Genomic DNA, 24521 nt, shown 5'->3' with positions numbered 1-24521 from the left:
CCTAGCCCGACCCGGTCGACGGCAAGAACTGCTGGAACTGTTGCAGCGGCGCAGGTGGGCCACTCTGCCAGGGCTGGTCGTCTTGCCAATTGTGGTCGCCCGGCCCGCGCCGGCCATTCCAGTCGTGATGATGGAATCGACCGTCGATGTCGGCGCCCTGTTGCGGCGCGTCCACCGGCTGGACCTGGACCGCGTCGGGCGCGGGGTTGGGAGCTTCTGCGGAGGCCGTCGCCGCGAGGCCGGCGAGCGGGACGACAATCAGCGCACCAGCCGCGGCCAGCCGGGTGAGACGCCGCAGCGTAGCGGTTTTGGAGAGCGACACGGAATTCCTTTCTCTCGAACCGTGAGCCGCTGATTCAGTGGCTCACTGATCCCATAGAAGTTTCCGTCACTGGGACGCCGGTGCGACGCTCCTGGCAATCGACTGTGAAATGCGCGTTTCAGGCTCGCGCCGCGATGTTGCGCGGCAGCAGATCCCACACGTGCCCGTTCTCGTTGACGGTGGCCGCGGTCCGGCGCCCGGTGCGAGAGAAGAGGATTCGCGTGATCGAGCAGTAATCGATCGGGAAGGTCAGCGGCCGCTCCAGCCCGAGCATGTCCTGCAGCAGCACGTTGATCACGCCGCCGTGCGCGAAGGCCAGCACGGTGTCGGCCGGGTCGGTGGTCGCGGCGATGTGGATGATCGCCTCGTGCACCCGGGCCTTGAACCCCTCGCCGTCGATCTGCAACGGCAAATGCCCGGACTTGATCCGCTCGTACGTGTCCTGCAATTCGACCTTCGCGTCCTCGATCGGGATGTAGGCGGGCAGGTCACGATCGTATTCGGCGAGGTCGTCGACGATCTCGAGATCGAGCCCTAGCTTCGCGGCGGTCGGTGCCGCCGTTTCCCGAGCTCGGCGCTGGGGGCTGCTCACCACTCGAGAGATCCGATGGTGACCGAGCGCAGCAGGCACCCGCTCGGCCTGCTCCAGTCCCACCGGTGCCAGTTCCGGATCGGCGGGCGCGTCCGAGTTCAGAATCCGGATCGGCTGGGCGTGGCGAACGAGGATCAACTGCACACGCCCACTCTGCCCCATGCCCGCTGCCGCTTCCATCCAGGTCTGTATGCCCATACGCCTGGCCTTTGCTGACATACTCGAGGACATGACCGTCGAGCCGTTTCCGCAGTGGCTGCGCCCGCCGCCGGGCGGATTCGTCGCCGAGGATCTCGATCGCCTGCCCGACCTTCCCCCGCACACCGAGCTGATCGACGGGAGTCTCGTCTTCGTGAGCCCGCAGGCGCAGTTCCACATGCTGGTCATCACCCTGCTGGACTCCGCGCTTCGCCGCCTGGCCCCGGCACATCTGCGTGTTCGCCGGGAAATGACCGTGACACTTGGGCGGGACCAGCGTCCGGAACCGGATATCGTCGTGATCCACGCCGAACGCGTCGGCGGTCCGGAGCTGACTTCGTATCAGGGCGATGACGTCGTCGCGGCAGTGGAAGTGGTGTCCGCGGAATCTCGCACGCGCGACCGGGAGCGCAAACCGCAGCTCTATGCCCGAGCGGGTATCGCCCACTTCTGGCGGGTCGAGAACGTCGACGGCCGCCCGGCGGTCTACGTGTACGAGTTGGACCCGGCGACGAAGGCTTACGCACTTACCGGAATTCATCACGATCGTCTCCGGCTTACTGTTCCGTTCGACATAGACATCGATCTCACCGACATCGACCGGCTCTGAGCCGGGCATCTCTCCGTTCGCCAAGCAGTGCGGGGGCACCTGGAACAAACTCGCGCACTGTTCGGCGGCGGCAAGGCGCCGGAGATATTCATGGTCCCCACGGTCACCGCTTCGCGCACTGAATGCATGTCGACGACGACCGCGACCGAGGCGGGGACGCTTCCGTGGAGCGCAGTAGGGGCGGTGCCGGTGGCGCCTCGGGCGACGGTGCGGGTGCCGTCGTCGACTACCGACAGGTGGCGTCCGAGCGCATTGCGCTCTGACAGATAGCACAGACGGAGCGGCCCGGTTCGCAGGAAGCGTGCCGGGCCGTTCGGGTCGATCAGTCCCTGGCGGCTACTGGTTTTTCTTCTTGCGCTGGGCCAACAGGTAGACGCCGCCGATGATCAGCGCGATGACAAGGAGGCAGCAGATCGCGCCGAAGATCAGCCCGCCGCCGCTTTTCTTCTTCTTTTTAGCGGCGTACTCCGTTGCCGAACTCAACAACACATCCGGGTCGGTCCACACGGTGTGATCCAGCAAGGTCGCGTTGGCCAGCAGGTCAAGGTACATATCCGAACCCCTCGAGGTGTATCGGCCTCCTCGCGGAGCCGAATTTCCAAGCCTAGCTGTCTGATTCGTTCGATGTGAAGTCCGCACCGAGGGCGACTCAGGTCAGCGCGGCTTCACCAAGGGGAACGGTAGCGTCTCGCGGATGCTGCGTCCGGTGATCAGCATGGCGATCCGGTCGACACCCATCCCGAGGCCACCGGTGGGCGGCATCGCGTGTTCCAGTGCCAGCAGGAAGTCCTCGTCCAGCTCCATCGCCTCCGGGTCGCCGTTGGCCGCGAGCAGCGACTGCTCGGTGAGCCTGCGCCGCTGCTCCACCGGATCGGTGAGCTCGCTATAGGCCGTGCCGAGCTCGACACCCCACGCGACCAGGTCCCATCGCTCGGTGACGCCTGGAATGCTGCGATGCGCCCTGGTCAGCGGCGACACCGAGGTGGGGAAGTCGATGTAGAACGTCGGCTCCTCGGTATGCGATTCGACCAGATGCTCGTACATCTCCAGCACAACCTGACCCGCGTCCCAGCCGTGCTGATAGGGGACGTCTGCCTTGTCGCACAGCTCGCGCAACTCCTCGACGCCGGTGTCCGGTGTGATCTCCGCGCCGATCGCCTCGGACACCGCCCCGTGCACTGTCTTCACCTGCCACTCGCCGGAGATGTCCACTTGCTCGAACGTGCCCTCGTCAGTGGGCCGCAATGCCACCATCGCACCGTTGGCCGCGAGCGCGGCATTCTGGATCAGCTGACGACAGGTATGCATCATGCGCTCGTAGTCGCTATGCGCCTCATAGGCTTCGAGGATGGTGAACTCGGGATTGTGGCTGAAGTCGACGCCTTCGTTGCGGAAGGTCCGTCCGATCTCGAACACCTTCTCTATACCGCCGACGCACAGCCGCTTCAGGTACAGCTCGGGCGCGATCCGCAGGTACAGATCCAGGTCGTAGGCATTGATATGGGTGAGGAACGGCGTCGCGTTGGCGCCGCCGTGCACTTGCTGCAGGATCGGGGTCTCCACCTCGAGGTATCCCCAGGAGTTCAGCGAATCCCGCAGCGAGCGCAACACCGCGCTGCGCTTGGCGAGCACCTCGCGGATCTCGGTGTTGATCGCCATGTCGACATAGCGCTGGCGCACCCTGGCCTCGGGGTCGGACAGACCTTTCCACTTGTCCGGCAACGGATGTAGGCACTTGCCGAGCATCCGCCAATCCGCCGCCAGCAGCGACAGCTCGCCGCGGCGGCTGCGCCCGATCTGACCGCTCACCTCGATCAGGTCGCCGAGGTCGAAGAACTCGCCGAACTCGGCGCTGCGTTCGGCGCCGACCCGGTCACGATCGATGACCAGCTGGATATCGTCGGTCCAGTCGCGCACCACGGCGAAGATCACGCCGCCGTAGTCGCGGATGCGCAGCAGCCTGCCGCAGACCCGGACCGTGGTGCCCCGCGGGGAACGCCGCGCCTCGGCAACCGTGTGCGTCGGGGGGTAGGCGACCGGGTAGGCCTCGACTCCGGAATCGGCAAGGCGCGCAAGCTTCTCCATACGCACACGCACCTGCTCGGGCCTGCGGGGAGGCTGCTCCTCGCCCTCGACTACGGCGATGTCGGGTGGGCTGCCGTCCGCGTGCAGACCCGTCATCGTCGCGGGTACCGCGCTGTGCACACCGGTGTGTGTCACGGTGTCCGGGTCCTTGCCGAACCGAGGAAGGAAGCCCTCGGCCAGCGCGCTGGCCACCGCGACCCGCGGCAGCTGCCTGCGCTCCTCGAACAGGAAGAACCGGGGCACCCAGTGCGGCTGATACTTGACGTTCGACCGATACAGCGCTTCCAGTTGCCACCACCGGGAGAAGAACAGCAGCACGCCGCGCCACAATCGCAGCACGGGACCTGCGCCGATCCGGCCTCCCTCCTCGAACACCGAGCGGAACACGGCGAAGTTCAACGACACCTTGGTGATGCCATGCTGCTCGGAGGCCAGCGCGAGCTGCGAGATCATCAGCTCCATCACGCCGTTCGGGCTCTGTGGGTCGCGGCGCATCAACTCGAGCGAGGCGCCGGTGCGACCCCAGGGCACCAGCGACAGCATGCCGAGCACCCGATCCTGCGGGTTGACCGCCTCTACCAGCAGGCAGTCGCTATCCAGCGGATCGCCGAGCCTGCCGAGCGCCATGGAGAACCCGCGCTCGGTCTCGGTATCGCGCCAGGCGTCCGCGCGGGAGATGATCCCCGGGAACTCCTCAGCCGGGATATCGCGATGCCTTCGGATGCGGACTGTGATGCCGTGCTTGCGCAGCCGGTTCGCGGCCTGACGCACCGGCTTCATGTCGGGGCCCGCCAGCGAGAAGTTCCTGGTATCCAGGATTGCCTCGTCGCCGAGGCGCAACGCGGAAAGGCCCGCGCGCCGATAGGCCGTCGCGCCGAATTCACTCGCCCCCATCACCGCGGGAGCCCAGCCGAATTGGTCGGCCAGGCGCAGCCAGGCATCGATCGCCTGCGGCCAGGCCTCGCAGATACCGACCGGGTCGCCGCTGGCCAGACAGACGCCCAGCTCCACCCGGTAGGTCACCGCCGCCTTGCCACTCGGCGCGAATACCACCGCCTTGTCGCGCCGGGTTGCGAAGTAACCGAGCGAATCCTCCACGTCCGAGCGCTCCAGAAGCCCGCGGATCGCGGACTCGTCGGTCCCGGTCATCGCGTTGGCCGCACGCTGTGAGCGCAGCAGGATGAGCACCGCCGCCAGCAGCGCGATGGCGCCGAACAGACCGAGCAGGAAGTTGACGAACGGGCGCGGATGGCCGTCGAAGTGCTCGTTGTCCACCAACACCGCCGCGGTCACCCGATAGACCGCCCAGCCGATCCGCTGCAGGCCCTGCGGCAAGCTGCCGGGGAACAACTCCACCAGGCCCCAGCCGAGCAGGCAGCCGATCGTCAGTCCGCCGACCAGCACACCGAGCGCCTTCCAGCCCGCACCGTGGCGCACCTTGGTGTAGAACTCCGGCCACGCCGCGATGAGCACACCGATCACCGCGATGTGCAGCACCATGGCGACCAAGGCGTTGATATTGCCCTGTTCGGCGAAGTCGATGCTGTTGGCGAGCGCGTAGAGCGCGATATAGCCGAGCAGCAACCACCAGGCGATTCGTTTCCGGCTGGCGATCGCGCCCGCCATCAGACCGACGACCAACGCCCACATCAGGTTGGTGTCCGGTGCGTCGAAGTAATAGTTGTCGACGTAACGGCGCGGCACCTGCGTCAAAAAGCGCAGCCCGGGCGAAAGGCTCCAAAGAAAGCACAGCACAGCGAACACACCGAGCGTCAATCCCGCGATATGCGGCACCTCGGCGAGTCTTCCGTGTCCCCGATGCGGCACCGGCGGCGTAGGTCTGTCAGCGAGTGGTTCGGTGTTGAGGTGTTGCTGGGCTTGCGTGGAGGTCACGGAACCAGTGTGTACGTTGCTGTGTTGAATTTGCCACGCCTGCGGCGCGGCGTGTTCGCGGTCCACCTTGTGGCGCGCGTCCGAGCGACCGCCGCTGCGTGTCTCGGCCGCCAACTGGCCCTGGTCGAATGCGCGCCGGGTAACCAGAGGCGTGCTGTGGGTTCGGGTGATTCGGGTGTGGGCCACGGACTCGGCCGCGGTGGAATGTTGCTCTCGGATCGCTGGAGGCGCAGGGCGGTTTCTGGTGAGTCCGGGTGGGGGAGTAAGTATTTACCCCATGTCAGAACCAGTCGATGTGCCGATCGATGACGACGTCATTCGGCTCGGTCAGTTTCTGAAGCTGGCCAACCTGATCGAATCCGGTTCGGAGGCCAAGACGGTGATCGCCGCCGGGTTGGTGCGGGTGAACGACGAGGTCGAGCTACGTCGCGGCCGGCAGTTGCACGTCGGCGACGTCGTTGCCCTCGCAGGTCACAAGGCCAGGGTGTCCGGCTGACCTGCACGTAGCGACATACCCGGAGGTGGCAGCTCGCGTGACTACCGCATGGACCTGGAGGCCCGGCGAATCGGCTCAGTCTTCGGCGCGTATGACGACGCCGTCGTGGTCGCTGTAGAGCATGTCGCCTGGAACGAAGGTCACACCGCCGAATTCGACCGGCACGTCCCGTTCGCCGCTGCCGGTCTGGGTGCTCTTGCGCGGGTTGGTGCCCAGCGCCTTGATTCCGATGTCGAGGGTGCGCAGGATGGCGGAGTCGCGGACCGCGCCGTTGACGATGACGCCTGCCCAGCCGTTCTCGACGCCGCGCCCCGCGATGATGTCCCCGACGAGTGCGGTGTGCACACTCGCGCCGCCATCGACCACAAGCACCTTGCCTTCTCCTGGTTCGCCGAGCGTCTGCTTGACCAGCAAGTTGTCTTGGAAGCAGCGAATGGTGGTGACCCGCCCGGAAAACGCTTCGCGTCCGCCGAACTCGAGGAACTGCGTATCGCAGCTGCGGATCTCCGGGCCGATCTGATCGGCCAAGTCTGCGGTGGCGACGTCTTTCTGCGATTCGGTCACTGTGTCGATTTTGCCGTGCCTGCGGCACGGCGTATTCGTGGGCCCCTGATGCAGGCGGAAGCGATGGTCCGAATCAGTCGAGCGACCAGCAGCTATGGGCTCGAGAATTCCAGGGTTGCCGTCGTAGGACGCGTAGGGTCAGTCTGGTTCAGACAGTGCCCCCGATTGTCCGCGCGAACAACCCGCGCCGTGGTGGTTGTGCACCGTACGCGCGTTCCGGGTCGGTGATTTCCGCCCTATCGATGTCCGTAGCGCAGTTGGTAGAGGTCCCGATCGTGGTCGGTGAACTTGCCGTGGTCCACTAAATCCGCACTCAATCCGTGCTGTACGAGGCGGAAGCGGCGCCAGACGTAGCTGAGCGCGACCGTGAAGACGACCAGCGGGACGATCATCATCACGATCAAGCCGATCTTCAGCGGCATCGGCCCTGGAAACAGCAGTACCAGGGCAAGGAACGGGATGGCCGGCCCGAGAAACCGGACGAGATATCGCTCCATGGCCCCGTGTCCGACGAGGTCGTGGATGACCCACTCGTGCAGCTCCTCTGGGAGCTCGCGGCCCAGATCGTAGGCGACCCGCTGCCTTATCGTGGGGGTATTCATGCCTCTAGGCTATGCCTGTGATGTAAGGCACCGCTAGGTTGTGTGCTGTGTTTCCCGCTCATCCGCGTCCGTGTCTGCGCTCGTAAGCAAGGTGTTCGCGCTCGGCTCGGCTCCGGGCGTCGGCGTCTGCCAGCGCGGGGTCGAGGCCGTGCTTGATCAGCCGATGGCGTCGATAGACATACAGCAGTGCCACGGTGAAATAGATCAGTGGCAGATACAGGAGCGCCATCATCGCCAAGCCCATCCACAGCGGGCCCGGCAACAGCAGGAACAGCATGAGGACCGGGATGATCGGCACCAGGAAGCGCAGCAGATAGCGTCGCGTCGCGCCGGGTCCGACCAGGTCTTGACGCACCCACTCCGACATCGAGTCCGGCAGCGTGCGGCCACAGATGTAGCCGATGCGCTGAGTGAAAGAGGGCTTCGCGGTCATGCCTGCACCTCGCTGCGCTCGCTCATGGGTCCAGCATCCTGGCCTGGCCAGCGCTCGCGCAACCGGCGCCGACATGCACGCCAGCGCTACGGGCGCATGGGATGGAAGTCCATGATCTGGGTGACCATGTTGTGCGTCGTGTCTTGTACCGCGATCTTCACGGTCATGCCGGAACAGTAACCGGCTTCGATAACGGTCATCCGATCAGGCGGTGACCGCCAGCGTTGCGGCCAGCCCGAAGGCCAGCGCCATCATGACGGCTTCGACGACCGCGCGGCGCAGCGAAGCCTCCGCATTCATCCGGTGGTCGGCGGCCCGCGGCACCCAGGTGCGCCGCCACCACCAGCCGAGCGCGAGCAACCCGATCAGCACCAAGGTCTTCGCGAGCAAGATCCTGCCGTAGTCGGTCGTCACGAACGGCGTGATCCCGCCGACTCGAACCACCCCGTTCAGCAGGCCGGTCACCGCCACCGTCGCCACCAAGGGCAGCGCCACCGCCGAATACCTGGGCAGCGCGACCGCCCATTCGCCGCGCGTCCGTACGGCCAGCGCCAGCGCGATCAGTAACCCGAACCAGGCCGCCGCCGCGAGCGCGTGCACCGCGGCAAGCACCGAGCCGAACGCCTGCTGAGACATGTGTCCGGTGATCGGCCGCAACGCCAGCGCGACCGCGGCGAACACCAGCACCAGGTCGGGCGACGCGGAGCCGGGGCGCCGGAAGGCCAGCGCGGATCCGCAGGCCACCACACCGACGCCGACCAGGATCGCGATTCCGACCTGGCCGCCGCTGATATCGACGAGGTAGGTGCGGAACTCGCCTGCGGCGAGGTCGGTTGCCGGAACGCCGACCACCTCGGCCGCCTCGAAGACCAGCACGGCGAATTCGGCGCCCGCCCAGATCCCGGCCAGCACCGCGAGCAGCCGCCACGGCGTCAGCAGCCGCGGCTGCACCCTGGGTAGCGCGGCCAGCCCGAGTACGGTGGCACCGACACCGTCGGCGAACACCCGCACAACAGCCTCCGCGGGCAGCGTTTGCCGGGAGTTCAGTGCCCAGGCGAGCGCCACGCCGACCAGCCCGGACACGGCGACAAGCAGCGCCGAGAACCATGGTGCCCGGGCGGTCTCGCGTCGCGCGCCACCCGGGCCTCCGATCGTCCTGTCGCTCACCGTTTCGGGTTCCGGCTCCTGCCGCCGAACAGCGCGAACGCCAGCCCACCGCCGAACAGCGCGATCGCGCCGAGGATGAACACCCACAGCGGAATTCCGCCCGAGCCGTCGCCGTCGCCGGCCTTCGCGTTCGCCTTGGGGCCCGGCGTTCCGTTGCCGGGTTTGCTGAGTGTGAAGTGCCGTGTGCCGCTGACCGGATGGCCGTCGGCGGAGGTCACCCGGTAGCCGATGGTGTATTCGCCGACCGGACCCAGTTCGCCCACGGTGACGCTGACCGTCTTTCCCTCGACGGCCGGATCGCCCTTGGACCACAGGTTGCCGTCCGGGCCGACCACGGTGAGCGACGGGAAGCTGGGTTGCAGCTCCTCGTTGAAGGTGATGCTGACCCGCGCCGGGCCGCTGTCGACGGTCACGTTGTCGTCCGGGACGCTTCCGGTCGCCGTCGAATGTGCGGAGGCGACTCCGGTCGCGGTGACCCCGAATCCGAGCAGGAACAGGCCCGCCACGACGGCAGCGAACAAGCGGCGGGTCACGATCGCCGCCCACGAATCACGTTGCCCAGCCCGAGTGCGACGCCGAGCAGGCCCAGCGCGAGGCCGGCGCCGCCGAGCCAGCGGGCGGTGTCGTCGGTGTCGTGCTCGTCGGCGTGCGCGGTGTCGCTGTGCACTTGGTGTCCGTCTTCCGCGTCTTCTTTCGCCGCGGCCAGGATGACCGACGGCGCCGGGTGTTCGGGTTCGTCGCCGTCCGGGCCGACCGGCTGATCCCAGCTGACCACCTTGCCGTCGGAATAGGTCTGCTTGGCGGGGAAGGTGACCGAATCCTGCTTGGGCAGTGGGCCGACGGACACCGTGAAACGCTGAAACTGACCTGGCGCGATGCCGGGAGCCCCTGGGTCCGCGGTCCAGGTGATCGCGGTGATCTCCGCTGTTGCATTGCGTTCCACCTTGGCCGACCAACCCGGAATGGGTTCGGTCCGAGCGGATTTCAGGTTGGGAAGGGTAACGGTGAGTGCCGTGGTGCTCGCGGTGTCCGATTCGGTCGGCACCCGGAACGTGGCCACTGTGTACCCGCCCTGGGTGGCGCCGGGCACATCCACAGTGACGTGCGCAGCGGCGGCTCCGCAGTTGAGCAGGACGAGACCTGCGGCGGCTGCCGTCGTGCCGACGGCGCGCCAAATCGAGCTATGCATGGAAAGCCTTCTATCCGAGGGAAAGTGAGGTCGGGAATCAGACCGAAACCGGTGGCGCGCGGGGGCCGATCGAGCCGTTCGGATGAACGCGGTAAGCGGGGAGACCGGGATCCGACCAGTGTGGAGTGCCGACGATTCGCGCCCGAGGCGAAGCGAGCATTGCGCGCAGCGCGGCGCTCGCGACCGTGTAGAGCGCCTCGGCGAGGACGACCAGCGCCGCACAGCCGAGCGTCGCGATGGCGTGCGCGACAAGCATCCAGCCGGTCGGCAGCGCGGACTCCGTGGTCCCGGCGTGGTTGTGCCCGAGCAGACCAGACAGCGCCGCATGGCTCGCCAGCTGACCTGCCCCGAGCAGCCCGACCACGGCGACCGGATTCCGGCGGGCCGACACCAAGCCCGCCGTCGACCCCGCGGCGGCGGCGATCAGTAGAACAAGTGTCAGCTCGGCCGAGCCGGGGAAACCGCCGCCCGCGGCACCATGCGCCGCCACGGCGAGCACACAGACAAGCGCACCGACCAGACCGCCGCGCAGGTGGCCGGTGGTCGGTTGCGGTCGCATCGTGGCGGCGGTCAGCGCACGCCGAGGCGGGCCAGGACGTCGGCCTCGATCCCGGACAGCTCGTGCGCGATCGACGCATGCACGGCGCGGCGGCGCGCTGTGGGCAGCTGCTCGGTGGTGCGTACGGCGGCGGTCAGACTGCCCAAGCGGTCTCGAGCGGTGGCGACGAACTTACGTGCCTCCGCCTCGTTCTCGCCATCCCGCGGGGTGATCTTCTCCAGCGCCGCTTCGGCATTCGTGATCCTGGCTTGGAGCTTGGCGCCGTGCCCGGTGAAGTCGCTGAGCTGCTCGACGCCGATGCCGAGCTGCTGGGCGCGGCGGGTGTCGAGCCTGCCGCGCAGGAACGTCGCGCCACGATAGGCGAGCGGGGCGAGCACCGGGATGAGGACGCGAGCCACTCCGAGGTACTTCTTGACCTGGCTCGCGCTGAACGGATCGCGCTCAGCCTTGGCGGCCACCTTCAGGGCGGCCTTCTCCTCCGCCTGGAACGTGGCGATCTGCGCTTTCGCGACTTTGCGTTGGGTGCGCGCCTCGGCGCGGCGGGCCTTGCGGTCGTTCTTCGCGGCGAGCCTGGCCTCGATCGCGGCCTTGTGTTTCAGGGCCTTGGCCTCGGCCTTGCGGCTCGGCCGCCGCTTGCGCTTCGTGAACAACCCCATCGAAGGCCCTCCGTCATGCTGGTTTGCCATGGCGGTACGACGCCGGGGAAGGCCGTCCGCCCATGTCACACGGTTTGCCGTTACCCTATCGGGTCCATGGTGACAGCCATGAGGGTAGTGCGGGCCGTGACCCTCGATTCGCCGAGTTGTCGGGGGGAGGGACCATACTGCTAAGCGTGGATTCGGACATCGGTGACCGAGATGGTCGCAAGCGCAACGGCACCACCGTCGGTCGGCCCGCCGACGCGCCGAGCGCCTTCATCGATGCCAGGGCGCTGATCGGCTGCAGACATCGGCTGCACCTGAACGCCGACCATCCCGAGGCGCTGGTGGGGATTTCCGATGATCCGGGTGTTCGCCAGCGCAGGGAAGCAGCCACCCTACACCGCACCAGGGTGCGTGACGCACTGGTCGCGGCCGCTCCCGATATCTGGGTGGTGATCGATCCCGGGTTGCGCGCCGCCGAGCGCGCCGAGGCGACGCTGCGCGCGTGCGCGGCAGGGGCGCAGCGGATCTGGGGAGGTCTGCTGCCGCAGGAACTCGACACCGGCAGACGCGGCGGCTCCGAGATCCTCCTGCGCGATCCCGACCGCGGCGGGTACATCCCGATCATCGTGGTGAACCACAAGGTGACCGACCCGCGTCAGCCCGAGCCCGCCGACTTCCACCCGACCACGTCGGACCCTTATCACTGGCATCCGCGACCCGATCCGCACCGCAAGCTGCGCCCGCAGCCCCGGGACCAGCATCGCCTCGCCCACCTCCACCGGATGCTGCAGCGCCACGGTCTGGCCAGCCCCGCCCTGGTCGGCGGCGTAATCGGCTACCACTTCGACCGCATCCTGGTGCACGACCTCAGCCCGCTGCTGGCCGATTACGACCAGCGCTACGCCGACCGGATCGCCGTGGTGCGTGGCGAGCTGCCGACCGTCCCGTCGAAGGTGCCCGAGTGCAGGCAGTGCCCGTGGTGGAAGCGCGGCATCGAGGGGCCGAGCTGCGAAGACTGGTTGATCGAACGACGCGACGTCAGCCTGGTGGCGCCCGGTTCGCGCGCCGAGGTGTTGCACAGGCACGGTGTCGAGACGATCGACGATCTCGCCGCCTGGGCCGGCCCGGACCCCGAGGACTGGCAGCACGGCCCGTTCGACGAGGCGGTGGTCACCGCGCGGGCCTGGATCGCCGGCGCGCCGTTGGTCCGCAGAGTCGAGTCGGTGCGGGTGCGGCGGGCCGACGTCGAGGTGGACGTCGATCTGGAGAGCTTCCAGGAGTACGGCGCCTACCTGTGGGGAACGCTGCTGGATGGGGTGTACCGCCCGTTCGTCACCTGGGACCCGCTGCCCACCGACGACGAGGGCCGTTCCTTCGGCGAGTTCTGGACCTGGCTGATGACGGTGCGCGCCGAGGCCGCCGCGGCGGGGAAAACCTTCGCCGCCTATTGCTATTCGCGCACCGCCGAGGACAAATGGCTGTATGAGTCGGCGCGCCGGTTCGCGGGCCGTCCCGGCGTGCCCACCGTGGACCAGGTGCGCGCGTTCGTGGACGGGCCGCAGTGGGTGGACATGTTCCAGGCCGTCTCGGACCAATTCATCTGCCCGAACGGCAAGGGGCTCAAGAAGATCGCGCCGGTCGCCGGATTCGCCTGGCGTGACCCGGAGGCGGGCGGGGAGGCGTCGATGAGCTGGTATCGGCTGGCCGTCGGCTACGACGGTGCGCCCGATCTCACCCAGCGCACCCGGTTGCTGGAATACAACGAGGACGACGTCCGGGCCACCCAGGTGCTGCGCGAATGGATGACACGCAGAGCCGACGGGGAGGTTCCTGGCCTCGCCGATTTCGATCGTCGTACTATCGCGACGTGACAGAGCACGTCGAACAACTCGAGTTCCAGGCAGAGACGCATCAGCTGCTAGAGCTGATGATCCATTCGGTCTACTCCAACAAGGACACCTTCCTGCGGGAGCTGATCTCGAACTCCTCCGACGCGCTGGACAAGCTGCGGCTGGAGTCCTTCAAGGACAAGGATCTGCACGTCGACACGTCGGACCTGCACATTGAGCTGGAGGTCGACAAGGACAACCGGATCCTGACCGTGCGGGACAACGGCATCGGTATGTCGCGCGCCGAGGTAGTCGACCTGATCGGCACCCTCGCCAAATCGGGCACCGCCGAGCTGCGTAAGAAGTTGAACGAGGCCAAATCCGAGGCCGCGGCCGAGGAGTTGATCGGCCAGTTCGGTATCGGCTTCTACTCGACCTTCATGGTTGCCGACAAGGTCGTCCTGACCACTCGGCGGGCGGGGGAGACGGAGGGCACACGCTGGGAGTCGGCCGCGGGCAGCTCGACCTACACCATCGAAACCCTGGACGAAGCGCCACCGGGCACCGCGGTGTCGCTGCACCTCAAGCCTGCCGACGAGGACGACCACCTCTTCGACTACACCCAGGAGTGGAAGCTCCGGGAGATCGTCAAGAAGTACTCCGACTTCATCGCCTGGCCGATCCGTATGCAGGTCGAGCGGACGGTCAAGGAGGGCGAAGGCGAGGATTCGAAAGAAACGACGATCCTCGAGGAGCAGACCCTCAACTCCATGAAGGCGTTGTGGACCCGCCCGAAGAGCGAGGTCAGCGACGAGGAGTACAAGGAGTTCTACAAGCACGTCAGCCACGCCTGGGACGATCCACTGGAGATCATCCCGCTCAAGGCCGAAGGTACCTTCGAATACCAAGCGCTGCTGTTCCTCCCGTCGCACGCGCCGTTCGACCTGTTCACCCGGGAGCACAAGCGTGGCGTGCAGCTCTACGTCAAGCGGGTGTTCATCATGGACAACTGCGAAGAGCTGATGCCGGAGTACCTGCGCTTCGTCAAGGGTGTGGTCGACGCGCAGGACCTGTCGCTGAACGTTTCGCGCGAGATCCTGCAGCAGGACCGCCAAATCCAGATGATTCGCAAGCGGCTGGTGAAGAAGGTGCTCGCCACGGTCAAGGACTTGCAGGGCGCCGAGGATCAGACGAACTACCAGACCTTCTGGAAGGAATTCGGCCGCGTCCTCAAGGAGGGACTGCTGTCGGACTTCGACAACCGTGACACCATTCTGCAGGTCTCCTCGTTCGCCTCGACGAACTCCGAGACCGAGCTGACCACGCTCGCGCAGTATCTGGAGCGGATGCCCGAGGGCCAGGACACGATCTACTACATGACCGGCGAGTCCCGCCAGCAGATCGAGAGTTCCCCGCACATCGAGGCGTTCAAGGCCAAGGGCCGCGAGGTGCTGATCCTCATCGACCCGGTCGACGAGATGTGGGTCGGTTCGGTGCCCGAGTTCGACGGCAAGGCCTTCCAGTCCATCGCGAAAGGCGAGGTCGACCTGGAGTCCGAGGAGGAGAAGAAGGCCTCCGAGGCGCTGCGCGAACAGCAGGACAAGGAATTCGCCGATGTGCTCACTTGGCTGGGCAAGGCATTGGAGGAGAATGTGAAGGAGGTCCGCCTGACCAACCGGCTCACCACCTCCCCCGCCTGCCTGGTGGGCGACGTCTTCGACTTCACGCCGATGCTGGAGCGGATGTACCGCGCCTCAGGCCAGGCGCTGCCGGAGTCGAAGCGGATTCTGGAGCTCAACCCGACCCACCCGTTGGTTACCGGCCTGCGTGACGCCTACTCGGCGAAGAAGGACGAGGCCGACGCCGGCACCGCGACCGACCTGGCCGAAACCGCCGAACTGCTCTACGGCACGGCGGTACTGGCCGAGGGCGGCGAGCTGAAGGACCCGGCACACTTCGCGCACATCCTCACCGATCGGCTCACCCGCACGCTCTGAGTCGCTTGCGACCGGGGGTCATCGACGATGGCCCCCGGTCGCATGCTCGCCGGAGTCATTCGTAGCCATGTTGTCGGTCGCGGCGGCACCGTGCGTACCGTTGGGCACGGACGCTCATCCCGGTACTCCTTTGGCGGTGGATATCCGCTTGCCACTCGACGTGTCACACCTGGGTCGGTTGAGCTCCCTTCGCGCACAGTGATATCGCGGAAATGGGGATCTGCTATCGGTGCGGCGCAGTTACGATGTGGGCGATCGAAAGGATTGTCAGAGCATGTCCGGAAACCCGCTTGCCGTCGCCGAGCCATGGGATCTCGTCGCCGACGGATACGCCGAGTTCGCCCCCGCCGTTATGCAACCGTTCTCCGCGCGTGCGCTCGGGTTCGCCTCGCTGTCGCCGGTTTCGCAGGTTGTGGACGTCGCCGCCGGACCCGGCACGCTCAGCCTGCTGGCAGCCCGCCAGGTGGCATGGGTCGAGGCTATCGATTTCTCCGAGTCGATGATCGCACGGCTCGCGAAAAACGCGGCGGCCGCCGGGCTGACGAACATTTCGGCGCAGGTGGGGGACGGGCAGGCGCTGCCGTTCGACAGCGACCGGTTCGACGCCGGATTCTCGATGTTCGGGCTGATGTTCTTCCCGGAGCGCCCCGAAGGGTTCGCCGAGCTGTACCGGGTGCTGCGGCCGGGCGGCACAGCGGTGGTGTCGAGTTGGGCGCCGGTCGTGGAGTCACCGCTGATGCGGATGATGTTCGGCGCCCTCGCCGCCGCCGACCCGGACATCCACGAGCCTCAGCCCAATTTCCTGAGCCTGGAGAACCCGCAGGTATTCGAATCCGAGATGCGCGCCGCCGGGTTCGAAGCCGTCTCGATCCAGCGGCATTCGATCGCGCTCACCTTCGGTAGCCCCGAGGAGATGTGGGAGACGATGGTGCGCAGCAGCGCGCCGCTGGAACTCATGCGCCACAGCGTGGAGCCGGAGGTCTGGGCGGAGCGCGCGACGTTGATGAAAGCCTTTCTCGTGGCGAATTACGAGCCGAACTGTCCGCTGTCCACCACCGCGTATCTCGGCATCGGGCACAAGCCGGAGGGCTGAAAGGACAACTGCGCGTGGCTGTTCCCAGGAAGGACCACGCGCAGTCACCGCGTCGGCGCGGAATTACCGCGGGGCCATGCGCAGCGCGCCGTCCATGCGGATGGTCTCGCCGTTCAGGTAGTCATGTTCGACGATGTATTGCGACAGCTGCGCGTACTCGTCCGGGCGGCCGAGGCGCGACGGAAAGGGAACGCCTGCCTCGAGGCCCTTGCGGTATTCCTCGGTAACGCCGGCGAGCATCGGGGTGTCGATGATGCCGGGGGCGATGGTGTTCACGCGGATGCCGAACTGGGCAAGGTCGCGCGCGGCGGGAACGGTCATGCCGTGCACGCCGCCCTTGGAGGCCGAGTACGCGATCTGGCCGATCTGGCCCTCGAACGCGGCGACCGATGCGGTGTTGATGATGACGCCGCGCTGGCCGTACTCGTCGACGGCGTCGGTCTTGGCGATCGCGTCGGCGGCCAGCCGCATGACGTTGAAGGTGCCGAGCAGGTTCACGGTAATGACCGTGCGGAACAGTTCCAAGTCGTGCGGGCCGTTCTTGGACAAGATGCGGCCTGCCCAGCCGACACCGGCGCAGTTGACTACGATGCGCAGCGGCGCGCCGGACTCGACGACCTTCGCGACCGCCGCGCCGACTTCGTCGTTGCTGGTCACATCTGCCGGGAGCAGGGTGACCCCGTCGGGCACGTTGTCGCTGGCGCGCTCGATCGACTGCGGCACATCGAGTCCGAAGACGGTGGCGCCGAGCTCGGCGAAACGCTTGGCGGTGGCGGCGCCGAGGCCGGACGCACCTCCGGTGACAATAGCGGCGGAACCCGAAATCTCCACGATGGTCCTCTCGTTCGTGACAGCCAGTTGGCCCTTTGTCAATGGCACCCTAACCGGTTCTCCATGAGAGGCCCAGCATGGCTCACTCCCATCGGGTCCCCTTGGCAAACTATTGGCGAACGGGAATGTTCGGCGGTGATACCGTCCCCGCGCGAGCGGTCGTGCGGGGACGGGATCGGTCAGATCCGACCAGCCGATCTCAGCTGTCTCAGTATTCTCGGCGTCGATGGGCCGCAAACTCCAGGCAGGCTGGCCGATCGCATCGGGATCACCCGCGGTGGCGCGGTAACCGCCCTGATCGACCGACTCGAACGGGCAGGTTACGTTCGGCGCGAACGCGATCCTGACGACCGGCGTCGCGTTCTCGTCGCGCTCGACGAGAACAGCGCCGCGGTCGCGCCGCTGTTCTCCGGCCTGGGCGCTGCGATCAGCGAACATCTCGACGGGTACGACACCGCTGAGATCGAACTGTTGACACCATTCGTCACCGAGGTCAACGACCGCGTTGCCCAGGCAACCAATCGGCTGCGGCCTGCGCAGACTTCGTGATCGTCCCTGGTTCGCCAGCTCGGAACTGTTGGACTGCGATCGCCCTGCGAATCAGTAGCACTCCGATGGCCACCACCGGTACGGCAATGGCCACGGCCGCGACGATCAGGCCGTCCACGGCCGGTGCCGCCGCTCCGAGCAGGGTCGCCGCGCCGAAGTAGAGGAACAGCACGCCCGACCCGACGCCGATGGCACGCTCCGGCAGATGCTTGCCGACCAGGATGCCGACCGCGATGGCGAGCGCGTCGGCGGCGACCATGCCGATGGTCGAGCCGAGCCACACGCCGACCCAGTCGTAGTCGGTGGCCAGCGCGGCGGTGGCGAACATGGTCCGGTCGCCCAGCTCGGCGAGCAGGAACGCGGAGAGCACCACAAAGAATGGTGCCGTGTTGGTCCGCAGGGTCTTCGGCTCGGGTTCGTCGTTCGTGGCGCCGCCGAAGTGCTCACGCAGTGTCCACAAGCCGACACCGAGGAACGTGATCGCGGCGATCAGCGAGATGGCCCTTGTAGGCAACGCTGCGCCGAGGAAGTATCCGATTCCGACCGAGATCAGGTGCACCGCGGCGGTGGCCGTCGCGATGCCGCCGAGCACCACCCACCAGCGATGGCGCAGCGCGAACGTCAGCGCCATCAGCTGGGATTTGTCGCCCAGTTCGGCGAGAAAGACGACGCCGATACTCAGCAATACCGTGGTGATCATGTTGGCGGCTCCCGGGTCTCCGGCCTGTCGGGCGGAGTTCTCGGTCTTCCTCCGGCCGACAATGAAAGGGTTGTCCAGGCCGAAGGTCTCGCCCACCGATCGGATGCCGGTTCACACAACCGGACCCGGACCCTGGCGGGACAGTGGGTCAGTATGTCGACTGTGTGATTGGGGGCTACTCCCCTTCGCTTCCATCGACCTTACCCGGCCGAAGTTGCGCTGCCAAGTCGTTGTAATCGAAATCGCAATGCGCACAATAAGTTTGGCAATCCACGGCGAGAGTTTCGGTTACCCTCACGCGGCCAGCAGCATAGCCAGAACCGCGGTGTCGGGATCGCTGATCGGGTCGAGACCGACCCGGCTGACCAGCGAGGTGACTGTGCCGTCGGACTCCGTCTCGGCCCAAGCGGCGCGGTGCTCCAGCCCGAGATGCGGCACACCGGGCAGCAGGACGCAGCCGGATGCCACGCCCATGCACTCGGGCAGCGACGGGCGGGTTTCGGACGGAGGATGCAGCATCAGGAGGGCGGGCGGCACATGCTCGGCAAACCGCCCGGGCTCCACGGCCTCCGCGCCGAGCACCGGTCCTTCGGCCAGCACCAGTCCGACCGTGCCGGGTGCCGGATCGTCTGGCAGCTCCTCGCGCACCCCGAAGACCGTCGAGGTCGTCAGTAATCCTGGTAGCGTGGCCACGCGCACGGCCAGCACGAGCACCTGCGCCCATTCCTTGGTGGTGTCCGGCCAGCGGCCTGAGATGATGAAACCCCGCAGCGAGCCGCGCGAGTGGAACGGCGTGATGCCGATCGGTTCGTTGGTGCGCATTTCTGCCTCCCGTCGTGACACCGGGGGCGGCCCTGCCCGTCGTCTTTACTGTGGATTCCCGAATATGAACCACAAATCACCTGGCACACAAGTACCAAAGAGTGCCAATTGGACGGTCGGCGACGGGCCGAGGGGCAATCTTGCTGCACACCGAACGGATTCGACCCGTACTCGGCCGAACCTATCGGCCGGCAGTCGGGGCAGTGCGCTCCGCAAACGCTGGTGCGACGGTGGACACAGAACGGGTCCGCGAACCCGAGCCGCGCGGCTCGGTGGATTCGCGGACCCGACGCCGGTGCCGAACGGCTCAGCCGAAGATGAGGCCCTTGGCCTGAGTGGTCGCCTTGGCGAAGCGATCCTGGACGTCAGCCCAGTTGACGACGTTCCAGAACGCGGTGACGTAGTCCGCCTTGACGTTCTTGTACTGCAGGTAGAAGGCATGCTCCCACATGTCGACCTGCAGCAGCGGGATGATGCCGAGCGGGACGTTGGCCTGCTGGTCGTAGAGCTGGAAGGTCAACAGCTTCTGGCCGAGGGTATCGAAGCCGAGTACGGCCCAGCCGGAGCCCTGCAGACCGTTGGCCGCGGCGGCGAACTGCGCGCGGAACTTGTCGAACGAACCGAACTGGTCGTCGATCGCCGCGGCGAGCTCGCCGACCGGCTTGTCACCGCCGTTGGGGGAGAGGTTCTTCCACCAGATGGAGTGGTTGACGTGCCCACCCAGATGGAACGCGAGGTTCTTCTCGTGCAGGAAGATCGCGCCGTGATCGCCTGCCTCACGGGCCGCTTCCAACTTCTCCAACGCGGTGTTCACACCGGCGACGTAAGCGGCGTGGTGCTTGGAATGATGAATCTCGTTGATCTGCCCGGAGATATGGGGCTCCAGGGCGCTGTAGTCGTAGTCCAGATCTGGCAGCGTGTACTCAGCCACGATGTCCCTTCCTAGTCGGGCTGGGTGTGCACGGATTTCCGAGCACACCCAGCCATCATTCGTACACCCGATCGGTTCCAACCTGGCCGGATGCCCCCGCATTCCGGTAGCACCCGGGTCGCGCCACCGTCACACCATGAACATCGGCACCACAGGAACCGCACGCGTAGCATCGAACCATGTCGTGGTACGACGAACTAGTAGGGCGCGTCAGACTTCCCGAGTCCGCCCTCGTCACCCCGGAGCGGGCGCTGCCCGGCCGGGCCGAACCGCTTCCGGTGCCGGATACCCATTTTGTGAACGGTCACCCGATCCACCCACCGTTTCCGAAAGACATGCAGGTCGCGGTCGTCGCCATGGGCTGCTTCTGGGGCGCGGAAAAGGGATTCTGGGAGCTCGACGGGGTCTACACGACCGCGGTCGGTTATGTCGGCGGGTACACGCCGAACCCCACCTATGAAGAGGTGTGCAGTGGGCGGACGGGGCACACGGAATCTGTGCTCGTCGCGTTCGATCCCGCGGTGATCGACTACGCGGGCACCCTCAAATACTTCTGGGAGAACCACGATCCCACCCAGGGCATGCGGCAGGGCAACGACCGCGGTACCCAATACCGTTCGGCCATCTTCACTCTCGATGCCGAGCAGACCGAGGTAGCCCGCTCGACCGAGGAGTTTTTCGGCAAGCGTCTGGCCGAGTCCGGATACGGCGAGATCACCACTGAGATCGTGCCGCTGCCCGACTTGTCGGGCTTCTACTACGCCGAGGGCTACCACCAGCAGTATCTGGCGAAGAACCCGGGCGGATACTGCCCGGTCCATGTCACCGGCGTGAGCTGCCCGGTGGGCTTGGGTGCCTGACGTTCCGGAAGCAGAGAAACGAAACCGCCCATGCGATCAGGCCGGAGGGGCGGTTCGGCGTCGGATGTTACAGCGGAGGTGCGATGCCGGGGCGGGTGGCCCGCGGGTCGCCCGCGTCGTGCGCTTTCCACCAGCGTGCGCCGCCCTCGATGAAATCCGGCAGCGGGATCTGCGTGCCCCGCGAATCGCGGATGCTGAGGTCGTCGAACCACACCCGCACGTCGAGTTCGCGCGGATCGAGGCCCTCTTCCTGGGAGAACTCCAGCACATGGCTGGAGCTGTGATCGTCGATCTCGGTATCGAAGCTGAGCAGCTCACTCCACAGGGCCCAGCCGCTGTCGTCGAGGTCGATGAATTCCCAACCGTGCAGCCGCCCGCCGCCGAAGCTTCGGATCGCCTCACCGAGGCCGTCCAGTTGCAGCGGCAGCACCCGAGGTTCCATATCGTCCCAGTGCTGCACTCGCAGTGATGCGGCGACCCGGCTCACGCCGGTGAATGCCACCTGGACCCGGTAATCGTCGGATGCCGTTCCGTTCTCCGGAAGCGTCAGCACCTCGAGGTCGAGTTGTAGCCGATTGGCCGCCTGATCCACCGCGAGGCCGAGGCACGCTGCCTCGGATAACGCGACATTGAGGCCGCCTATGTCCATTCCGCCTATGTCCATTCCGCCGAGTAGCCCCCTGCTCACGTCCATGTCCTCAGGCTACCGACCGCCACTGCCTGCGCCGGGTATTTCATCTTTTCGTCAGTTTCGCGTTGTGCATGGAACCGAACGCGGCCCGGCCCCGTCCAAGTAGGTATCGGAGCCTCCATCGCTGCAGGTTCCGAGGTGGGTGACGAATGGCCGCTCCGGGATGATCAGGAGGGGAGTCCCGGATCGGTCATTCGCATCACTCGATTCGCCAGGCACATCCCGATGTACCTGGAGCCGCGGCCCCGAGGCGGGTGGTCGAGTAAAACCGATCAGTTGCTTGATAGCCACAGTCTGTGGGTGTGTTCTACCCGATAGTTACCCTGTGGATCAGGCTGTGGATTATGTGGATAACTTCGACCGACTATGCGCAACCTGCATGGCAGTGGGGCCGCGGTCATGTTCCGAAGGGCAAACCATACCTGATGTCGCGAGTCGCCGTCGAGTCTCCTGCGCCGCCTCGGAACTCCACGGCAGTCCGCCGCCCATGGCAGGATCGGAACTGTGACGAGCCCCCACGTTCCGTCGGTCGCGGTGGAAGACGTACCTGCCGATTTCGACTGCGGCGTGCCCGCGTCGGCTGACACTCCGCGACCGATCCTGCTCGACGTCCGCGAGGACGACGAGTGGCAGCTCGGGCACGCGCCAGGCGCGATCCACATCCCGATGGTCGACGTGCCGGCCCGGCTCGACGAGCTGGAGTACGACGCCGATCTCTACGTTGTTTGCAGGCAAGGTGGCCGGTCGCTCCAAGTGGCCGAATACCTCACGCACATCGGCTTCGACGCTATCCAGGTTCGCGGTGGCATGGTGGCGTGGCAGCACGCGGGACGCCCGCTGGTCGCGGAGGGCGACCAGCAGGCGAAGATCTACTGACGAAAGAACGAGGTGCGCGGTGAGTACGGTGGTGCAACCTTGCGCGCGCTGCGGCGCGCGCTGGGCCGTGCAAGGGGCACCGATGCACTGGTGCCCGCGCTGCCGCGGCGTGCTGCTCTCGCCCGCGCCGATCGACGCTCCCGCCGACCGGCGTAACTACCGATGGGTGGCGCGCAGACCCGACCAACGCGCCCGCCGGGTGCAGTCCGCGCGCCCCGCGGTTCGGACGGAGACGCCCCGCTACGCGCAGCCCCCGCGCTGGGGGCTGATCGACCCGCCGGCGCAGGCTACTACCGCACCGTCGCGTCCGTTCGGCCGGCTGACGGACTCGGTGACCAAGCTGCTGGTCGCGACCGCAGTCGTGTTCGCCGTCGCCACGGTGGCCGAGCTGGTGCGCTATCTGATCCTGCTGCGCAACCGGACCCGCCTGATCCATCCCGCCGTGCTGTTCTGCTCCGACGCGTTCGTCATCGGCTCCGCCGTCCTCGCACTCATGCTCGCGCTGGTGACGGCGGTGGCCGTGCTCGGCTGGCTGATCGAGACGAGGCGAGTGGCCTACGCGGAGGCCGGCCGGCGCGACCCGCGCTCACGGCCAGCGCTCGCGCTCGGTTGCCTCGTTCCGGTGGTCAACCTGCTGTGGCCGGGGATCTTCCTCACCGAGCTCGTCGCGCGACGCGGTGATCCGCGCGCCGTCCGCGCGGTCCGGATCTGGTGGGTGACCTGGGTGTTCGGCGGCATCGTCACGGTGGCCGCATTGCTGTGGCGAACTGCGGATTCGCTGCAGGCCAAAGCGGACGGGGTGATGTTCACCGCGTTCACCGACGCAGTCGCCGTCGGCGTCGCGTTGCTGACGTTGTGGGTGCTGCAAACAATCGATGGGCATGATTTGCTCGGTCGCGGCCGGATCGCGCGTCGGTGGTTGATCGCGGTCGATCCCGCCGTGCCGGTGATCGAGCCAGTGCATCCCGGCGGCGGCGACCGGGAAGCCGACACCGCGCGAGCCGAGGCGATCGCCGCGCCCGCGGACGAGGACCGCGATGCTGTGGACCGTGAGCAGGAGGTTGTGGCCAAGTGAGCCAGGGCAGTCGCGCGCCGTTCGTCGTCGCGCATCGAGGCGCCTCGGCGGCGCGCCCCGAGCACACGCTCGCCGCCTACGAGCTGGCACTCCAGGAGGGCGCCGACGGCGTCGAATGCGACGTCCGGCTGACCCGTGACGGGCACCTGGTGTGCGTGCACGACCGCACCGTGGATCGGACCTCCTCGGGCACCGGACTGGTCAGCGAGATGACCCTGGCCGAACTCCAGGCGCTCGACTTCGGTGGCGACGGCGAGCGCGCCACGGTGCTGACCCTCAGCGAGCTGATCGGCTTGGTGCTGGACTGGCGCAGTAGGCCGACAAAGTTGTTCATCGAGACCAAACACCCGGTCCGCTACGGGGCGCTGGTGGAGAACAAGCTGCTCGCCGAACTCCAGCGATTCGGCATCGCCGCTCCCGCCTCGGCCGACCACTCTCGCGCCGTGGTCATGTCCTTCGCGGCCACCGCGGTCTGGCGGATTCGTCGCTCCGCGCCGCTGCTGCCCACCGTGCTGCTCGGCGAATCGTCGCGCTACCTGGGTGGATCGGCCGCTACGACGGTCGGCGCGACCGCTGTCGGCCCGTCGGTGAAGACCTTGCGCGATCACCCGGAACTAGTCGACAAGGCCGCCGCCGCGGGCCGCGCCACCTACTGCTGGACCGTCGACGACCCCGGCGACGTCCAGCTGTGCGCTGACCTCGGCGTCAGCTGGATCGCCACCAACCACCCGGGCCGCACGAAGTCGCTGCTCAGCGCTGCCTGAACCGGCTACATCCGGCCACCGGAAAGATCGCTCGCACTTCCAGATCCGACTGCTGGCGCCTCACGCAATCACACAAGGCATCCCGTTTCCGACTTGTGCATTGCCCGCTCGTGTCCGAGTGGCTGCCGTGTCCACTCTTGAATCGCCCG

General features: G+C 66.8%; 27 protein-coding genes. 10 read left to right on the top strand and 17 right to left on the bottom strand.

All coding sequences use genetic code 11. From position 1 onward, the window contains the following. Nucleotide 1: 1 nt before the first annotated feature. Both AB0H00_RS00395 and AB0H00_RS00390 read right to left on the bottom strand, forming a co-directional pair. The gene (locus AB0H00_RS00395; RefSeq protein ID WP_357258490.1) at nucleotides 2–322 is read right to left on the bottom strand and encodes a hypothetical protein; all 321 of its coding nucleotides are present in this window, start codon (nucleotides 320–322) and stop codon (nucleotides 2–4) included. Between the two features lie 118 nt (nucleotides 323–440). Beyond that, nucleotides 441–1058, bottom strand: coding sequence for a histidine phosphatase family protein (locus tag AB0H00_RS00390; RefSeq protein ID WP_357260317.1), 618 nt, complete (start codon nucleotides 1056–1058; stop codon nucleotides 441–443). An 85-nt stretch (nucleotides 1059–1143) separates the two neighbouring features. Between AB0H00_RS00390 and AB0H00_RS00385 the strand changes: the two genes are divergently transcribed. Next, a complete protein-coding gene (locus AB0H00_RS00385; RefSeq protein WP_357258487.1) occupies nucleotides 1144–1722 on the top strand; it encodes a Uma2 family endonuclease in 579 nt (192 codons plus the stop codon). 336 nt (nucleotides 1723–2058) lie between these two features. Here AB0H00_RS00385 and AB0H00_RS00380 read toward each other — a convergent pair whose 3' ends face one another. Together AB0H00_RS00380 and lysX are read right to left on the bottom strand one after the other, a co-directional pair. Continuing rightward, entirely contained in the window at nucleotides 2059–2274 is a 216-nt protein-coding gene (locus tag AB0H00_RS00380) for a hypothetical protein (protein ID WP_357258484.1), read from the bottom strand. Nucleotides 2275–2376: 102 nt separating this feature from the next. After that, a complete protein-coding gene (gene lysX, locus AB0H00_RS00375) occupies nucleotides 2377–5700 on the bottom strand; it encodes a bifunctional lysylphosphatidylglycerol synthetase/lysine--tRNA ligase LysX (protein WP_357258481.1) in 3324 nt (1107 codons plus the stop codon). Nucleotides 5701–5977: 277 nt separating this feature from the next. Between lysX and AB0H00_RS00370 the strand changes: the two genes are divergently transcribed. Then, entirely contained in the window at nucleotides 5978–6196 is a 219-nt protein-coding gene (locus tag AB0H00_RS00370) for an RNA-binding S4 domain-containing protein (protein WP_040772585.1), read from the top strand. A 75-nt stretch (nucleotides 6197–6271) separates the two neighbouring features. On the opposite strand, the gene rraA is transcribed toward AB0H00_RS00370, so the two are convergent. The 8 genes from rraA to AB0H00_RS00330 form a co-directional block, all read right to left on the bottom strand. Then, nucleotides 6272–6760: a ribonuclease E activity regulator RraA gene (rraA, locus tag AB0H00_RS00365; RefSeq protein WP_357258478.1), complete on the bottom strand. Its 489-nt coding sequence runs from the start codon at nucleotides 6758–6760 to the stop codon at nucleotides 6272–6274. Nucleotides 6761–6996: 236 nt separating this feature from the next. Then, complete coding sequence (locus tag AB0H00_RS00360; RefSeq protein ID WP_357258476.1) at nucleotides 6997–7362, bottom strand: DUF5313 family protein; 366 nt, start codon at nucleotides 7360–7362, stop codon at nucleotides 6997–6999. 58 nt (nucleotides 7363–7420) lie between these two features. Then, nucleotides 7421–7795 carry a DUF5313 family protein gene (locus AB0H00_RS00355; RefSeq protein ID WP_357258474.1) on the bottom strand — a complete coding sequence of 125 codons (375 nt, stop codon included), beginning with the start codon at nucleotides 7793–7795 and terminating at the stop codon, nucleotides 7421–7423. A 204-nt stretch (nucleotides 7796–7999) separates the two neighbouring features. Next, nucleotides 8000–8890, bottom strand: coding sequence for a CopD family protein (locus AB0H00_RS00350; protein WP_357260314.1), 891 nt, complete (start codon nucleotides 8888–8890; stop codon nucleotides 8000–8002). 68 nt (nucleotides 8891–8958) lie between these two features. Further along, nucleotides 8959–9453 (bottom strand): copper resistance CopC family protein, encoded by a 495-nt coding sequence (locus AB0H00_RS00345; protein ID WP_357260311.1) that lies wholly within the window; start codon nucleotides 9451–9453, stop codon nucleotides 8959–8961. Between the two features lie 38 nt (nucleotides 9454–9491). Next, nucleotides 9492–10151 (bottom strand): YcnI family protein, encoded by a 660-nt coding sequence (locus AB0H00_RS00340; protein WP_357258471.1) that lies wholly within the window; start codon nucleotides 10149–10151, stop codon nucleotides 9492–9494. A 37-nt stretch (nucleotides 10152–10188) separates the two neighbouring features. Next, nucleotides 10189–10710 carry a hypothetical protein gene (locus AB0H00_RS00335; protein ID WP_357258468.1) on the bottom strand — a complete coding sequence of 174 codons (522 nt, stop codon included), beginning with the start codon at nucleotides 10708–10710 and terminating at the stop codon, nucleotides 10189–10191. Nucleotides 10711–10721: 11 nt separating this feature from the next. Next, complete coding sequence (locus AB0H00_RS00330) at nucleotides 10722–11366, bottom strand: DUF6474 family protein (protein ID WP_357258465.1); 645 nt, start codon at nucleotides 11364–11366, stop codon at nucleotides 10722–10724. A gap of 260 nt (nucleotides 11367–11626) precedes the next feature. Between AB0H00_RS00330 and AB0H00_RS00325 the strand changes: the two genes are divergently transcribed. The 3 genes from AB0H00_RS00325 (at nucleotide 11627) to AB0H00_RS00315 (ending at nucleotide 16273) form a co-directional block, all read left to right on the top strand. After that, a complete protein-coding gene (locus tag AB0H00_RS00325; protein WP_357260308.1) occupies nucleotides 11627–13225 on the top strand; it encodes a TM0106 family RecB-like putative nuclease in 1599 nt (532 codons plus the stop codon). Further along, entirely contained in the window at nucleotides 13222–15180 is a 1959-nt protein-coding gene (gene htpG / locus AB0H00_RS00320; protein WP_357258463.1) for a molecular chaperone HtpG, read from the top strand. The genes AB0H00_RS00325 and htpG overlap by 4 nt, the downstream gene beginning before the upstream one ends. Nucleotides 15181–15454: 274 nt before the next feature. Further along, a complete protein-coding gene (locus AB0H00_RS00315) occupies nucleotides 15455–16273 on the top strand; it encodes a methyltransferase domain-containing protein (RefSeq protein ID WP_357258460.1) in 819 nt (272 codons plus the stop codon). A gap of 63 nt (nucleotides 16274–16336) precedes the next feature. Here the strand turns inward: AB0H00_RS00315 and AB0H00_RS00310 are convergent, their stop codons facing one another. Further along, a complete protein-coding gene (locus AB0H00_RS00310; RefSeq protein WP_357260305.1) occupies nucleotides 16337–17104 on the bottom strand; it encodes an SDR family NAD(P)-dependent oxidoreductase in 768 nt (255 codons plus the stop codon). Nucleotides 17105–17239: 135 nt separating this feature from the next. Between AB0H00_RS00310 and AB0H00_RS00305 the strand changes: the two genes are divergently transcribed. Beyond that, nucleotides 17240–17653 carry a MarR family transcriptional regulator gene (locus AB0H00_RS00305; protein WP_357258457.1) on the top strand — a complete coding sequence of 138 codons (414 nt, stop codon included), beginning with the start codon at nucleotides 17240–17242 and terminating at the stop codon, nucleotides 17651–17653. Here the strand turns inward: AB0H00_RS00305 and AB0H00_RS00300 are convergent. From AB0H00_RS00300 to AB0H00_RS00290, 3 genes are all read right to left on the bottom strand, one after another. Next, nucleotides 17598–18353 (bottom strand): TMEM165/GDT1 family protein, encoded by a 756-nt coding sequence (locus tag AB0H00_RS00300; RefSeq protein ID WP_357260302.1) that lies wholly within the window; start codon nucleotides 18351–18353, stop codon nucleotides 17598–17600. The two genes, AB0H00_RS00305 and AB0H00_RS00300, sit on opposite strands and share 56 nt — an antisense overlap. Nucleotides 18354–18647: 294 nt before the next feature. Next, a complete protein-coding gene (locus tag AB0H00_RS00295) occupies nucleotides 18648–19175 on the bottom strand; it encodes a peptidase (protein WP_357258454.1) in 528 nt (175 codons plus the stop codon). A 307-nt stretch (nucleotides 19176–19482) separates the two neighbouring features. Next, entirely contained in the window at nucleotides 19483–20106 is a 624-nt protein-coding gene (locus tag AB0H00_RS00290) for a superoxide dismutase (protein WP_357258452.1), read from the bottom strand. Nucleotides 20107–20285: 179 nt separating this feature from the next. Between AB0H00_RS00290 and msrA the strand changes: the two genes are divergently transcribed. Further along, complete coding sequence (gene msrA / locus AB0H00_RS00285; protein ID WP_357258449.1) at nucleotides 20286–20966, top strand: peptide-methionine (S)-S-oxide reductase MsrA; 681 nt, start codon at nucleotides 20286–20288, stop codon at nucleotides 20964–20966. A 67-nt stretch (nucleotides 20967–21033) separates the two neighbouring features. On the opposite strand, the gene AB0H00_RS00280 is transcribed toward msrA, so the two are convergent. Then, nucleotides 21034–21660 carry a hypothetical protein gene (locus tag AB0H00_RS00280; RefSeq protein WP_357258446.1) on the bottom strand — a complete coding sequence of 209 codons (627 nt, stop codon included), beginning with the start codon at nucleotides 21658–21660 and terminating at the stop codon, nucleotides 21034–21036. Between the two features lie 501 nt (nucleotides 21661–22161). Here AB0H00_RS00280 and AB0H00_RS00275 point away from each other — a divergent pair. The 3 genes from AB0H00_RS00275 to AB0H00_RS00265 are packed head-to-tail and all read left to right on the top strand — an operon-like array spanning nucleotide 22162 to nucleotide 24372. Then, nucleotides 22162–22533 carry a rhodanese-like domain-containing protein gene (locus AB0H00_RS00275; RefSeq protein WP_357258443.1) on the top strand — a complete coding sequence of 124 codons (372 nt, stop codon included), beginning with the start codon at nucleotides 22162–22164 and terminating at the stop codon, nucleotides 22531–22533. A 19-nt stretch (nucleotides 22534–22552) separates the two neighbouring features. Next, entirely contained in the window at nucleotides 22553–23608 is a 1056-nt protein-coding gene (locus AB0H00_RS00270) for a DUF4328 domain-containing protein (RefSeq protein WP_357258441.1), read from the top strand. Next, a complete protein-coding gene (locus AB0H00_RS00265) occupies nucleotides 23605–24372 on the top strand; it encodes a glycerophosphodiester phosphodiesterase (protein ID WP_357258438.1) in 768 nt (255 codons plus the stop codon). The genes AB0H00_RS00270 and AB0H00_RS00265 overlap by 4 nt, the downstream gene beginning before the upstream one ends. Nucleotides 24373–24521: the final 149 nt, after the last annotated feature.

Origin of the sequence: Nocardia sp. NPDC023852 (assembly GCF_040639505.1) — a bacterium.
In the GTDB taxonomy this organism is placed as follows: domain Bacteria; phylum Actinomycetota; class Actinomycetes; order Mycobacteriales; family Mycobacteriaceae; genus Nocardia.
This window is presented reverse-complemented; position numbering and strand designations above follow the sequence as displayed.